This window comes from Enterococcus durans NBRC 100479 = LMG 10746 (assembly GCF_001544215.1).
Lineage (GTDB): Bacteria > Bacillota > Bacilli > Lactobacillales > Enterococcaceae > Enterococcus_B > Enterococcus_B durans.
The window spans coordinates 88,573-103,156 of the sequence record NZ_BCQB01000004.1; the positions used below are offsets into that span (position 1 = coordinate 88,573).

Sequence of the window (14,584 nt, forward strand, 5' to 3'; positions counted from 1 at the left end):
GATAATTGAATTATGCGTGTTTGTTCAATTCTTCTTGCGCTTTTTTTAAAATTTCATCCATGTTTCCTTTTGAATCATTTGGCACTTTACGTACATCAAATTTGATTCCAGCTTCTTTTAACTGATTGAATGTATCAATATCTGTTTGACTGAAAGCTAATACTTTATTTGGTTGTACTTTACCAGGTGAGTGCGCCATTGAACCAACGTTAACTGTTTCTAATGGAACTCCGCCTTCTACTGCTCGTAAAACGTCTTGAGGGTTTTCAAACAATAGTAATGCGCGTTGACCACCAAAATGTTGATCGTCTTTTGCAAGTTTGATCATTTGTTCCACTGGTACCACGTGTGCTTTAACACCTGGAGGAGCAGCTTGTTGAATCAATTTCTTACGAAGTTCATCTTTCGCTACTGCATCTGAAACAACAATGATCCGTGTTGGATTTGTTGTTTTCGTCCAAGCTGTCGCAACTTGTCCGTGAAGCAAACGTGAATCGATACGAGCTAACACATAGCTGAATTTACCAGGAGTACCCGATGTTACTGCTTGTTGTGCAGCTGCTTTTGGTGCTTCTTGTGGTTCTAATTCTTCTGGTTTTACTTTCACGCCCTCTTTTGCTGTTTCAATGATATGCGCTGCAATTTCATGTGCAGATTCCATTGAGAAGCGAGATGCGTATGCTTCGATCAACATAGGCAAGTTCAAACCACTAACGATTGCCCATTTGTCTTTGTGTTCTTCAAACAATGTGTTTGATTGGTTGAATGGCGTTCCGCCCCATAAATCAACTAAGAACAATACTTCGTCTTGATTATCAAAAGAAGCAACAGCTTCTTCTAATTTGGCTCTCAAGTCATCTGGACCTTCACTGGGTTTTAAAATGACTGCTTTGACGTTTTCTTGTTCGCCAAAAATCATTGAACCAGATTGCAAGATTCCTTCAGCAAATTGTCCATGACTTGCAAGGATAATCCCTACCATACTTATACCTCCTGTTTCTTTTTGTTGTAACAAAATCAAAAATTAAAAATAATTGCTACCTATTACAACAGATGAATTTGACCATTTCCCAACAACAACTTTTATGCCTTTTTGGTTTTCGCTAGTAATTCCATCAAAAGGACCTTTCTATCTGCGGGTACTTTACGAATCTCCAATTCCACACCTTGACGATCCAAGTAGTGAAATGATTCAATATCTCGCTGATCAACTGAAACAAAATTTGTGATCATTGTTTTCCCATCAGAAAAACTCATGCCACCGATATTCAGTGAATGTAGCGGTACACCGCTTCGGACAATCGTCTCAACGTCTTGGGGATTAGTAAATAGTAACATGACCTTAGCTTTCGCTAATAAACCACTTTGATAAACTTGGATCATTTTTTGAACAGTAATCACATTCGCCATGATCCCAGGCGGTGCAGCTTCCTTTAATAGAAACTTTCGCAATTTATCTTGGGCTACTAAATCACTAATAACGATGATTCGCTCTATGCCAGTCAATTTTGACCAGACAGTTGCAACTTGTCCATGGATCAAACGATCATCTATACGTGCTAACCGAATATCCATCAGTAAATCTCCTTCTTTCAAACTACTTCACAGAAACCCCTATCATTTCTGTGTGACAACCACCTCCTAGCACACTTTATTAAAAGCAAGAAGCGTGCCAACTTTTTTATAATACACTAGTTGATTTTAAAGGTTTCTTAAGCAATACACAAAAACGATACACTAATAAAGTGTATCGTTTTTGTGTATTTATAGATTAGTGTATTCATTTTTTTCCAAATGATTGTGGATCAATTTTACTAAAAAGTAGATTTCCGCCGGTGGTGTTTTGACCTTTATTTGATATTCTAGATTGTTCAACTGTCCTTCTACTAACAAATAATATTCATCTGTAAGCATGCCTTTCAGCTCATCCGCCTCAACGGTCAAGGGTTCATTCAAAATGATCCGCTCAATCATCCCTACAGTATGCAAAACAAGATTGATCTTAAAACCATATTCTGTTTCATCTATCGCTACGGCATGTGCCATATCTCCGGCAAATTCCCACAGCGGATCGATCAATTTCGCTCCATTGATAAACGTAAAGTTTTGTGTAATGAACTCCAAACAAGATTTTTTTGATGTTTCTTCATCTAATGAGACTTCATCCATGTCCTCTAATTCCGATTCCAGAAGTAATTGATCTAAAATCAGTTCGATATTTTGATCAATGAAGTGTTCTAAAGGTATAAATGGAGCTGCAATATGTGGATCAGTGATCCCTGTTGTTGCAATGATTTGATAGTTTTCTTGGATCTTAGGTAATGCATCTTTTAATTCAATGATCGATAAAGCTAAAACTGTTAACTCCGTCTCTTGACGTTTGCTGACAGCTCGTTCAATCAATTCTTTGATTCGTTGAGCCGTACCCTCTCCTGATGCGCAAACAGCGAAAACAGCTTTTTTGCGAATATCTGATAGATCATCTGTAACCTCTGTTGAGATTTCTGCATAGCCGCGGAAATTTTTCAACGATTCATACAACATATCCAAGTCTGTACCCAAAACAGATACTTTCCGCACCGTTTCTAAAACTAAGGAAGTCGTTACCATATCCACTGTCCGAACAGGAATCCCAGTATCTCTTTGGATCTGTGTATTGAACGAAGCTAAGGAGCCCATATCCACTAATAAGATGGTTCCACTGCCTTCATCCACTTCTTCAACATTACGTTCGATCCTAGCAAGCGCAGTTTTTGGATCCATATCCAACGGCATGTCGACTGCTCGTACATTATCAGCATCTAATAACTGTTGGACTACTTGTACCATACTGCTTGCTGTGCTTGTACCGTGAGCTGCCACTACGACACCGATTCTTCCACTCGCTTGGTTCGCTCGAAGTGACACAAGTAGGACCGTCAAATAATAATCCTCACTATCAGGAATCTTCACTTGAAAATAGGTTTCGATATATTTTCTTACTTCTTGTGCGATCGTGTATTCTTTCGGAAAATCAATCGCCATTTCACGTATATTGTCATTCGTATGACGTTCCTCGCCAATATTGATGCGTTTTAAAAACGAACTAATATGCAAGCTCATGGCATAAATGAAATTCTGTTGAAATTCATAAGGTAATGCTTTTTTGACCATCACATAAATTTGGTTTGTTACCTCAATGATTTTTGGATCGACAAATTCTGCTAATTTGTTATCCGCATTAATGGAGAACCCGTGATCCTTGTAGAAAGATTTCAAATGGATATTGATGTCTGTCGAAATAAAATGATTGATTGCTTCTTGGTCTAATCCATCTGACTTCAAAAGAGCAGCCTTATCGCCGATGATATCATAAAGATTATAAGGAAGCTCATAGGAATCGGACTGGATCTTCATGATCATATCATTAGGTAAAACAGTGATTTTAGGTTCCAGTAACTTTGATAATTCAGACATCGCTTCTCTGTTACTCGCTAATTGGATCAAACCACTTCTGATCCCTTCCGTCAAATCATCGATCGTGATCGAGATTTCTGGTGAATTCATATGATTCAGGAAGCCTCTTGCACAAACCAGTTGGATATTCGATTTCAGCTGCCCAATATTTCCATAGGTCACACTGCCTACTAAAGCTTTGACAACATCTTCAGTCAACGTGATTTTCCGTTGCGTGCGATTGGCTTCATGAGCGATCATGATTTTTACTAAATCGATTTTTTCGTTTGCTGGTCGTTTTTCAAATGCCGGCAACTTGATATTGATCGGGATACGGCGAACAAAAGTTTCCAATAAAGAAGAACCTGGATCTTCTGTGGTTGCCCCAACGATCCGAACATTCGCTTCATGAGATTTTGTCGTCTCACCCAAACGACTATACGTGCCATGATCCATAAAATAAAAAATCATTTCTTGCCCTTCTGGTGGCAACCGGTGGATTTCATCCAGAAACAGCATCCCGCCATCTGCTTGATCGATGATCCCCATTTTTTCTTCTTCCGCCCCAGTAAAAGCACCTTTTACATAGCCGAATAGATGACTCATCAGCAGTTCTGGATTATTTGCATAATCTGCACAATTGAATACGATCAGCTCATTTTCTTCCCCTACCACATTATTGGCCTTAGCAAAGTGAAACATAGCGTGTGCAAAGTAGGTCTTCCCTGATCCCGTTGGTCCTGTAATCAAGCAATTCAATCCATTTGGAGGATATAAAATCGCCGCTTTTGCTTGTTCGACAGAATTTTTCATACTGCCATTTGCACCGATGATTTTAGCAAAGATATCCTTTGTATCGATTTGAATCATTGGTTTTTCAATTTCATTCGTCGTTTCTTTATAGCTGATCACATGTTTAACAGCTGGTTGATTATAAGTGACATGCATTTGATATATGTAACGTACAGGTCGTCCGTCTGTCTTCAACAATTTTCCTTCACGTACAAGCTGATTAAGATCTTTACTGCTATTCGTTCGTTGAATTCCTAAAACTTCAGCGATTTCTTGTGTTGTTACGCCTTGATCATATTCAGCAGGTGTAAGATGAGCGGTTTTCTCTTTGACATACGTATAAATTCGGTCAATTCGTTTTGCCAATTTTCTCGCTCCTTTTTTTAGACTGGTTTCAAAACATAATACTATTGATTTAATTAGATTTCGTCAACTATTTACCATAATACTCTCTTTTAAAAACTCTATTATAATAGGATTCCTCGTAAAAAAACAGTGTTTATTAAAACATTTATTGATTCTACTATTTTTCATATAAAAATTCTTTTGTTCCACTCTCCTTAGTACTAGTGCGTGTTATTACTTTAATCTTTCTTACAATTGAAATCAACAGATTATTAAAATGACAAATTATCTATAACTAATTCATAAAAAAACAAATTACTAAAAAAAGACACTCCCTAAACAAAGTACCTGTTAGAAAGTTGTCTCATTAACGATTAAATCATTATGAAAAACTGATTATTTCTTAAATCGAATATTCGGATAATTTTTGATCAAACGATTCAAATTGTGATGTTTTATTTTCATTGGCTGGTTTCTAAGGAACTGAGCGACTCTTTCTCTACTTCTAGAAGATCGACGATTCATCAATAAGTGTTTTAAGCGGAATTCTTTTATCGCTGCATTTTCAGGATCAGAATCATCAATTACAGAAGCCACTTCTTTCTTGGTCGTAAATGTAAAAACAAAGGTAGAAAGTACATCCAGTAAGAAAAGAAACGCAATCACCAACGGCCCAATATTTTCTGTATTCCTAATGAATAACTCAATGACGTCTTGAAACATCGGGTTGATCCATTTGATCAACAAGAGACACCCTATCCCCCAAAATAATGACACAGGAACCGCCACTCTTCCCTCAATATTAAAGGGAACTTTTGTGTAGTCCCATAATTTCATACCAAATAATTTTTCTAATAGCCAGCTTGTAACAAATTCCACGATCGTTTCGATCACCACTGCATTAAAGTAAAGATTCAGTAATGTTCCCGCATTACTTGGCACAAGCGTCAGTACAGCCACTACACCAAATCCGTAAACCGGACAATACGGACCAAGTAAAAAACCACGATACACAAAATGCCTTGCCTTGATCGAACAAAAAACACTTTCCCAAAGCCAGCCTATAAAAGAATAAGTAAGAAACGTCATAAATAAATTTTCCAAAAACCTTCCTCCTCTTGTAAAAGAATGAGCAATTCCCACAAATAGTATAACAAAAAAAGGAATAAAATGATTTCATGACCTAGTTGGTTTTAATTGCTCTATAATTTAAGAAAAGCAAAAATTTTCAAGCAATCGATATTTGAGATATTTTTATTTGTATGGATTGACACTTACATGAACAATCGAACTATCTCGATTTTTAAAAAGTATAGCCAAAAATATGGTCAAAAAATATCTTTAACATACAAAAAAGCTCTATTCCTTGCGATACAAGGAATAGAGCTAGTCGTTTATTAAGCTTCTTGAGCTACTGGATAAACAGACACTTGTTTTTTGTCGCGGCCTTTACGTTCAAAACGTACTACGCCATCAACTTTAGCAAATAAAGTGTCGTCTCCACCAATACCCACGTTTACACCTGGATAGATTCTTGTTCCGCGTTGACGGTAAAGAATTGATCCACCTGTAACTGTTTGTCCATCAGCACGTTTAGCACCTAGACGTTTTGATTCTGAGTCACGGCCGTTAGATGTAGAACCGCCACCTTTTTTGTGGGCAAATAATTGTAGATTCATTGATAACAACATGGTCTGCACCTCCTATTTATCATTGATTGTTTTAATTTGGATATATTCTGAATTTTCAGCTTCTATTGATTGTAATCCCAACAAGAGATTTTCTAATAGAATCTCGGCAATATTGTTTTGTTCTTGTGTCATTCCTGAAGTTACTTCGGTATATAAATAGCCGCCTTCTTCTTCATTCATTTCGACAATCGGTTCAAAACCAGCTAATGAGGCAATTCCGTTTACTGTACTGATAGCTAATGCGGAAACTCCTGCACAAACGATATCACTACCATAAGGACCTGCATCAGCATGCCCTGTCAAAGTAAATGAAACGATTTGACCAGCGTCATTACGTTTAAATGTTCCTTTGATCATTCTATTCAGGCCTTCTTTCTCAAGCGCTAATTAAGCGTTGATTGCGTCGATAACCACTTTTGTGTATGGTTGACGATGACCTTGTTTGCGGTGTGAATGTTTTTTAGGTTTGTATTTGAAAGTAACGACTTTCTTTTGTTTGCCGTGTTTTTCAACAGTTCCTTCAACAGTTGCACCTGAAATTGTTGGAGCGCCTACTTTTGTAGATTCGCCACCTACTAAAATAACTTCGTCAAAAACAACTTTTTCGCCTGCTTCAACGTCAAGTTTTTCAATGTAGATTGTTTGTCCAACTTCAACTTTTACTTGTTTACCACCAGTTTTAATAATTGCGTACATGCTATAAAGCACCTCCTTATAATAGACTTAGACTCGCCATCCAGAGTGACAGTAAACTGTACTTAATAAACTCGTTCTGTGCGGTTGTAGCTGTGGAGTCCACAATTACAACAGTACTAGATTACCAGAAACACGCGCATCCGTCAACTCTAGTTTACATGTAACTTTCCCTTTTTTTACATAATGTGGTTCAATCGCAATTTTATTCTTTTCTATTTATAATAAGTCGTATAAAGGAGGAGATCCAATTGCATTATCCAGATGAATTGGTCCAAGAAGCAAAAACACGGATGCAAAATCGTCCAGTAGAAGGATTTGTGGTTGGACAGGGACCGCTTTTCCCGAAGCTGATGCTCGTAGGAGAGGCTCCTGGAAAAACAGAAATCGAAAACCATATTCCTTTTAGCGGACAAGCTGGCAAAGAATTGATGCAAGCACTCTCCCTCGCTGGATTGACACGCGAGGATGTTTATATCACAAGTGCAGTCAGAAGTCGGCCTTACCGTACGGTACACCGCTTGAACAAACGCAAACAAGCAACGGAAACTGTCTATCCGAACCGAACACCCTCAAAAGCGGAGGTATTCGCTCACGCACCGATCTTGGATTATGAAATTGAACATGTCCAACCCCAATTGATTGCAACTTTGGGAAATATCGGACTACAACGCTTACTAGGACAGTCATATAAAATTTCAAAAAATCATGGTCAATTGTATACTGGCCCTATTTTGAGATTGAACGAGAAAATGGATGCTTATAAATGGAGTGAAAAAACATATCACGTCTTCCCCCTATTCCATCCAGCTGCCATTTTCTATAATCGTTCTTTAGCAGAGATGATCAATCACGACTGGCTTACTCTGGCTGAATATCTGAAAAAAGAAAATTAAGAGCGTGAGGCAAAAGTAAAAAGTACTTTGCCTCACGCTCTTAATGCGAATAAACGGCGGATCATAAGCAACTCCTGGGAAATAAGTCAAGTTTTCCAAATTTTAAAAATTTCGTGCTTCTTTTTTCACAGGGTTAAATACTTTTGTTATGACCTAAATTAAGTATATTGTTCGTGTAATGCTGAAAGTGCATGGGCAACAGTCTGATGTTGTTCAGTTCCCTCTTTTTTCCAAAGATGTTGTAGCTGTTTCTCAACTTCTGGTTGTAAGGAAGTATAAATGATCGTTTGTCCTCTGCTTTCCGCCTTCTCTTGAAACTCTTCAAAAACTGCTTTTGCTGTCAGATCAATGCTTGGTACTCCGCGCATTGAAAAAATCAGGCCATCTTTATGATTCAATTGCGCTAATTTGTTTTTTAATTTTTCCGCTGACATGAAAAAGAGTGGTCCGCTGATATAAACAACTGTCCAATTTTCCAGTTTCTTTGTTTCTGGCAGATTCATTCTTTGCCAATCAATCGTTTCAACAGAAATCGTGATAGCTGCACTTTTGACAACAAAGAAAATACACCCACCGATGATACCGATGACGATCGCAATACTCAAATCAAAGATGACTGTACAAACCATGGTTAGTTCAAATAGCAAGATCCCTGACCAGTATTTATTGGCTACTAACGTTTTTATCGTACTCCATTCATTCATCCGCCAAGCTGTAACGATCAAAACACCCGCTAAAGCAGGCATTGGGATATTTGACATAATCGGTGCAAAAACGATCATTGATAAGAATAAAACGAACGCATGGATAATCCCAGCTAATCTAGTTTGTGCTCCCGATTTGATAGCCACGCTCGTTCTAGCAATCGCGGCTGTTGCAGGAATCCCACCAAAAAAAGGTAATACTAAATTCCCAATTCCTTGTGCTACAAGTTCTTGATTACTATCCAAAGGTTTGTTGGCCATACGCCCAGCAGATGCTCCACAAAGCAAACTCTCGACCATACCTAAAAGTGCAATACTGATAGCAGGTACCATCACTTCTTTTAATGCAGAAAGATTGAAAGCATTGATCATCAGGCGATCACTGCTGATTAATGTCTGGGGAATCTTCCCAACTGTTGCAATTGGTAACTTGAACAGCAGCATCACGACAGTAGTGAGAATGATCGCTAAAAGTGAACTTGGCACTTTCGCAGCCCATTTTTTAGGATAAAGGATCATTCCTACAATTACGACGAATCCCATCAAGAATGAAGCGATATTCACTGGAAAGCCTAAGGTATGATAGCTAGACAGTTTTTCAATGACATTGGCTCCCTCCGAGTGAACACCAAACAAATTATCCACTTGCCCCAACGCAATGATGATCGCAATCCCCGAGGTAAAACCAGTGATCACGGGAGCTGGAATAAATGAAGTCAACGTCCCTAATCGGAGAATACCCGCAAGAAGCAACAAGATACCGGCTAAAAATGTCGCAAGCAATACACCTTGCATTCCTTGTGTTGCCGCAATCGACATCAAGATAGCAGCCATAGCACCTGTAGGACCAGAGATCTGATAGAATCCGCCTGATAAACTACCAATAACTAATCCAGCAATCACTGCTGTAATCAAACCAGCAGCCGCATTCGCCCCACTAGATACACCAAAAGCTAATGCAAGCGGTAAGGCTACCGCCGCCACAGTGATTCCTGCTAGCAAGTCCTTTTGAAACTTTGAAAAATCATATCCTGTGAACTCTTCTTTTAATAAAAAAACATACTTTTTGAACAACCTATAAACTCCTTTTTACTATTGTTTTTTTCAAACACGCGAGTACTAGGATAGCATATATCCCACCATAAAGTAATATTTTTCACAAAGTTAGTCCATTTTTTCATGAAATTTTCTGCATTTTCATTATTTAGAATACTAGCGTCACAAGTGCAATCACTGCTAGTCCGCCTTGTTTCAAGAAAATCATTTTATCACTAGTAAAACTTCCATACGCAGCGACGAATAAAATGTAGATTAGCAGTAAAAGTGAAATTTCCTTTTGAGCCGTTGCAAAATAAGCTCCGTATAAAAGCCCCACAGCAATCAACCCATTATAGATTCCTTGATTTTTGAACAACGTTTGAACCGTTGGATTGGCCAATTCTTTTTGGCTCATTTTGAAGACCCTGCCTGTGGCTTTAGAGCTAGGTACAAAAGTTTCAAGATACATGATATAAAAGAATTCAATCGCAACAAGTGTGATCAAAATTTGTGAAATGACTGACATCCTACTTCCCCCTTTGAAGATATTTCTACCATCCCAAAAGAAAAGGGATGAATAAAAATAGTATAGCTGAACAGCCTAAAAATAAAAAATCAAACCTTTTACATTGTTGGTTGTTTGACTAAATCTTTTTTCATATACTCATATAGACAAATGAGAAATGAAAGAAGAGATAAATATATTAAATTCAACCAATTAATGCTTGCAACACATTTTAAATTTACGATTTCAAAATATCATATGAATGTTTTGAAATTGAATAACTCTTGAAATCATGTAATTGACAAAGGGTAACAAAACTGTAAAGCATAAATAGATTTCTTGTGTTAAAAATAAGATCTTGTAAATGTCACTCCTATAAGCAGCCTATCAAAACTAAATTAATCCACCAAAAAATATACTCATTTTTTTGCCACAAATTTGGCACAAAACAAAAGAAAAACCGCTAGAAACGTTTGTTTCTAGCGGTTTGATTACGTCACAGGAGGGATTCGAACCCCCGACCGTCCGCTTAGAAGGCGGATGCTCTATCCAGCTGAGCTACTATGACAAGCTTTTTCGGAACAAAAATAATTATATAGAATCATTTTGTTTCTGTCAATACGAAATAGTTATTTTATTGATAAAATGCCCAATCGTCTAAATCCTTTGATTTTTTTCTTGAACCTACTAAATAAATAGGTAGCTCTTATCCTATCAGGTATAGTAAACAATAAGAACAAATAGTTTCTTTTATTTTTTCATCCATTTGTTCTTATTGTCGCAAAGTTCAGATTCACCTATTGTTTATTTTTTTAGGAAAATGTACGACAATCTCCTCTTACTATAAAACAATCTGATCTTTTTCTTTAGTGATAAGGATTACTCCATCTCCCAAAGGTACTAAAGTAGAAGTAAGGTCTGGATGCTCCATGACCACTCGTAAGAACTCATTCAATTTACGATGGATCGCCCGTTTTCCTCTGGGAATTTCTTCATCTGGTAAAAGAATCGTTCCTCCCTGAAAAATATCATCTACCATCAACACTCCGCCTTTTTTTAAGAGACGTAAACATTCGGGTAAAAATTCAATATATTTTGATTTAGCGCTATCCATAAAAATGAAATCATAAGGACCAGTCAGTGTTGGTAAAATATCAGCAGCTTGTCCTTCTAATAACGTTACTTTATCTGTTAAATTTAGTCTTTCATAAGTCGCTTTTGCTTTCTTGATCATAACGTCAAAACGATCGATCGTGGTGACATGCCCATCTTTTTCAATCGTTTGTGCCATTAAACTAGACGAAAATCCAATAGCTGCACCTATTTCTAAAATTTTTTTAGGTTGTAATTGGCCCAATAAAAATTGCATGAAAACCACTGTCTCATGTGGAATGATTGGAACTTCTGCAAGATGTGCCTCTTCTTCAATCAAGCCAAGCTCACCTTCAAGTTTTTTCTGTTTCGTCCGCATAAAGTCAACTAACTCTTCTTTCACTACAGGACGATGCATCATTTCATTACGCATAATCTTCCTCCTTATCCTTCCATTATACGAAGAATAAAATAAATCTACAAGCTACGGAAAAATTATTAGTCGTTGACATTGTGCGAAGACAAAAATGAATGGTTTCTTTTCCTTTTTTTAAACGTATCAAGTGTGTTCCAAGCAGTGATGGCTGACAAACTAAACGCAATCCCAAAGAACAACCAGCGAATCCATACAAACGCTGTTCTGGATAATATGATTCCAAGGTATGGAATTTGAAAGATTGGTACACCAATAATGTTTCTCTTTGACACGACACCAGATTCCGTTTGACTTTGATTGTCCGCTTTCGTATAAAATTTTTGATGTTCTTCTTCTACTGCAATAACTCTTCTTGTCATAATGTGTTCGCCAGAGTTTTCATAATAAGTGATGACATCCCCGACCAATAATTCATTAGAATTTTTTGGTCTTACATAAATCAGGCTACCTTTACTATAATAAGGGCTCATTCCGTGATCTTCGATAATTTGTGGCGTCAAGCCAAAAACCCTAGGAAGTAAAATAATACTTAAGGTAAGTGCTAACAGTACAATCAAAGATATCGAGCTGAAAAAAGTTATTTTTTTGTATAGAGGCACTGCTTCACACTCCCCTTCTTCAATTATCCAATCTAATAATATAATAACTAAATATTTTTATCAAACCTAAACATAACATATTAATAATAGAATAACTTTAAATTGAAACGAAAACCAAAAAATAACTCTAGTTATCTAAATTTATTGCTATTTTTGATTGACTATAAATGAAAAAACATATAATCTGAAAAAAACTACATGACAGAAAGGATAATGTTATGAAGATTTTCAATAACAATAATAATACAAAAGAACAATCCAGTCTAAAAATAAAATGGATTTTTTTGATTATATTATGTTCGTTATTTTTATTAAGTATTTTTTACTTTTTTTATTATATCTTTGCCCCTACAGATCGTGGTAACGTGACAGAATTGACTGATTCTTGGAGTTATTACTCGAAAAGTGATCCTGATTTTCATTTTGATAGCCGCTACGTGACACACCTTCCGAAAATCGATCGAAATGAAACATTTGTCATGGAAACCACCCTAAAAGAACAAGTAAATGATTCAAATCTATTGATCAAAGGAAACCATCAATGGATCAGAGTATACCTAGACAAACAACTCTTATATGATCGCTCTCATATTTTAGAAGAAAATAACCCAGGACTTTCTTTAGCTGTGATCGATCTACCTACAGACTACGCTGGGAAAATATTAAAAATCGAAGTTGCTTCTCCCTATCGTAATTATGCTGGGTTTCCTCCTAAAGTCTATATCGGAACAACTGGACCGATGATCAGCTTTATTTTCTCACAGTCCATTCCCCAAGTTGTCACGATGATCATTGCTGTATTTTTAGCTATAGGAACCTTGTCCTACTCGACATTTATTCTCTACAAGAAGAGAAAGCTCGATGTTTCTTTACTGATCCTTAGTTGTTTTGCATTAGTTCTTGGATTCCAATCCGTTTCAGAAGACATCTTGAGTGGCGTTCTCTTCGAACCGATCGTGCATCCGATTTTATCGCATGTTTTTATTATTCTAACTTCAATACTTATTATCTCTTACTATCTGACACGAATGATCTATTATAAAAAAATATATGGTTTATTTTGTATCGTTCAAATTTCGATACAACTAGGTGTGCTCGTTTATTCTTTAATGACACCAAATGAACTTCCGGAACTGATGCCTATCGTCAACGTTGTAAGTGTTATTAGCACCTTAGTTACCTCATTAGCTTCCATAGGAGAGGCATATAAGAACAATCGCTTTTTTGTGGCTTGTACGCCATGGATCGTCCTGATCGCGATTTTCCATTGCATGATTTATATCCAATCTGCATTAGGGATCTATCAAGCAGATATCAATTGGTCAACTATTTTATTCGTGCTCATTTTGATTGTGATCGTTGTTTATAATATCATCGAATATATCGTCAGTTTCGACCAACACCAAAGGGCAGTAGGCTTTCTTGAAGTGAAGTCCGATTTATTAGAACAGCACTATGACCAACTACGAGAGCATATCCAAGAAATCAGTTCATTAAGACACGAATTTATTCAAAATATGGAAAACATTGAAGATCTAATTTTAGAAAATAAATCTTTAGAAGCACAAAATGAAATTAGAGGCATCTTGAATGAGGCACAAAACTTTAAATTTATCTTCTCTTATTCTGCACACCAACTGACAAATCTGATTCTAGCTCGCTATCAAGATATTGCTTCTAAGCGTAATATCCAAGTAGAATTCAAAGCGGATCTTCCAGAAAAACCGGCTGTTAGTGACAATGATCTAACGCAGTTATTGATTCATGTACTAGAGCATTCTTTTCGGGAAACTCACGCTATCGAGGACCCTATGCAACGAAAAATTTCATTACACTTAAAAGAAAAAGAGGATGAATTACTGATCCACTGTGAACACAGCGCTCATTATGAAACGAACTTATTTTCTCACGGTATCACAGAAGAATTGCAAGAAAAAGAACAGTTTGATCTCACGATGATCAAAGATATCGCTGAACGATACGCTGGTACGTTGAGGCAAGAAAAAGACAATAAGAGTGATCGCCTCACGATCCAGTTAAAACACCGTTCAAAAATCCGAGAAAATAAAGCGATGTGAAATGATCGACTCCTTGAAAAGGATGAGATAAGTTAGAAAAACTTTTATTGCATGTTCTAAATCAAAATAAAGAATGTAGGACAAATCTACAAACAGTTTTGCTACAGACGCTCGAATAAACGGCGGGAGCAAAAAGCAACTCCTTCGGAAATAAGCCGAAATTCACAAAAATTTGAAAAGCAATTTTCGTTCATTTCTTCTTATTTCTCGGAGTTAAACACTTCTGTCCCAGCCTCTCTCAAATAAACGGCGACCAAAAGTCAGGTTTTTCGGAAATTTC

13 protein-coding genes, 1 tRNA gene, 1 pseudogene and 1 other annotated feature are annotated in these 14,584 nt (G+C 36.9%); of the genes and pseudogenes, 2 read left to right on the forward strand and 13 right to left on the reverse strand.

Annotated features, from left to right (window positions below; genetic code table 11):
- Positions 1–10: 10 nt before the first annotated feature.
- The 7 genes from ED2_RS02185 to rplU all read right to left on the reverse strand — a co-directional run bounded on the left by ED2_RS02185 (position 11) and on the right by rplU (position 6,959).
- Positions 11–982: a mannose/fructose/sorbose PTS transporter subunit IIA gene (locus ED2_RS02185; RefSeq protein ID WP_005881096.1), complete on the reverse strand. Its 972-nt coding sequence runs from the start codon at positions 980–982 to the stop codon at positions 11–13.
- A 101-nt stretch (positions 983–1,083) separates the two neighbouring features.
- Complete coding sequence (locus ED2_RS02190) at positions 1,084–1,575, reverse strand: mannose/fructose/sorbose PTS transporter subunit IIB (protein WP_016177065.1); 492 nt, start codon at positions 1,573–1,575, stop codon at positions 1,084–1,086.
- A gap of 189 nt (positions 1,576–1,764) precedes the next feature.
- Complete coding sequence (locus tag ED2_RS02195) at positions 1,765–4,593, reverse strand: sigma-54-dependent transcriptional regulator (protein WP_060789683.1); 2,829 nt, start codon at positions 4,591–4,593, stop codon at positions 1,765–1,767.
- A 375-nt stretch (positions 4,594–4,968) separates the two neighbouring features.
- A complete protein-coding gene (locus ED2_RS02200; protein ID WP_016177063.1) occupies positions 4,969–5,676 on the reverse strand; it encodes a putative ABC transporter permease in 708 nt (235 codons plus the stop codon).
- Positions 5,677–5,969: 293 nt separating this feature from the next.
- Positions 5,970–6,263 (reverse strand): 50S ribosomal protein L27, encoded by a 294-nt coding sequence (gene rpmA / locus ED2_RS02210; protein ID WP_016177062.1) that lies wholly within the window; start codon positions 6,261–6,263, stop codon positions 5,970–5,972.
- 12 nt (positions 6,264–6,275) lie between these two features.
- A complete protein-coding gene (locus ED2_RS02215; RefSeq protein WP_002289451.1) occupies positions 6,276–6,620 on the reverse strand; it encodes a ribosomal-processing cysteine protease Prp in 345 nt (114 codons plus the stop codon).
- 30 nt (positions 6,621–6,650) lie between these two features.
- Complete coding sequence (rplU, locus tag ED2_RS02220) at positions 6,651–6,959, reverse strand: 50S ribosomal protein L21 (RefSeq protein ID WP_005881104.1); 309 nt, start codon at positions 6,957–6,959, stop codon at positions 6,651–6,653.
- A gap of 19 nt (positions 6,960–6,978) precedes the next feature.
- Positions 6,979–7,055: a sequence feature (ribosomal protein L21 leader region), on the reverse strand.
- A 152-nt stretch (positions 7,056–7,207) separates the two neighbouring features.
- Here rplU and ED2_RS02225 point away from each other — a divergent pair.
- Positions 7,208–7,852, forward strand: coding sequence for a uracil-DNA glycosylase (locus ED2_RS02225; protein WP_005881106.1), 645 nt, complete (start codon positions 7,208–7,210; stop codon positions 7,850–7,852).
- Positions 7,853–8,010: 158 nt separating this feature from the next.
- Here the strand turns inward: ED2_RS02225 and ED2_RS02230 are convergent, their stop codons facing one another.
- The 5 genes from ED2_RS02230 to ED2_RS02250 all read right to left on the reverse strand — a co-directional run bounded on the left by ED2_RS02230 (position 8,011) and on the right by ED2_RS02250 (position 12,226).
- Positions 8,011–9,630, reverse strand: a complete 1,620-nt coding sequence (locus ED2_RS02230; protein ID WP_016177061.1) for a SulP family inorganic anion transporter — start codon at positions 9,628–9,630, stop codon at positions 8,011–8,013.
- Between the two features lie 130 nt (positions 9,631–9,760).
- Positions 9,761–10,120, reverse strand: coding sequence for a DUF1304 domain-containing protein (locus tag ED2_RS02235; RefSeq protein ID WP_005881110.1), 360 nt, complete (start codon positions 10,118–10,120; stop codon positions 9,761–9,763).
- Positions 10,121–10,593: 473 nt separating this feature from the next.
- A tRNA-Arg gene (locus ED2_RS02240) sits at positions 10,594–10,667 on the reverse strand.
- A gap of 273 nt (positions 10,668–10,940) precedes the next feature.
- Positions 10,941–11,624 (reverse strand): O-methyltransferase, encoded by a 684-nt coding sequence (locus tag ED2_RS02245; protein WP_005881112.1) that lies wholly within the window; start codon positions 11,622–11,624, stop codon positions 10,941–10,943.
- Between the two features lie 65 nt (positions 11,625–11,689).
- Positions 11,690–12,226, reverse strand: a complete 537-nt coding sequence (locus ED2_RS02250) for a signal peptidase I (protein WP_005881114.1) — start codon at positions 12,224–12,226, stop codon at positions 11,690–11,692.
- Positions 12,227–12,444: 218 nt separating this feature from the next.
- Here ED2_RS02250 and ED2_RS02255 point away from each other — a divergent pair, with 218 nt between their 5' ends.
- Entirely contained in the window at positions 12,445–14,304 is a 1,860-nt protein-coding gene (locus ED2_RS02255; protein ID WP_016177060.1) for a GHKL domain-containing protein, read from the forward strand.
- Between the two features lie 111 nt (positions 14,305–14,415).
- On the opposite strand, the pseudogene ED2_RS16510 reads toward ED2_RS02255, so the two are convergent.
- Positions 14,416–14,536: pseudogene (locus ED2_RS16510) on the reverse strand (DUF3788 family protein); the annotation flags it as partial.
- Between the last annotated feature and the right edge of the window lie 48 nt (positions 14,537–14,584).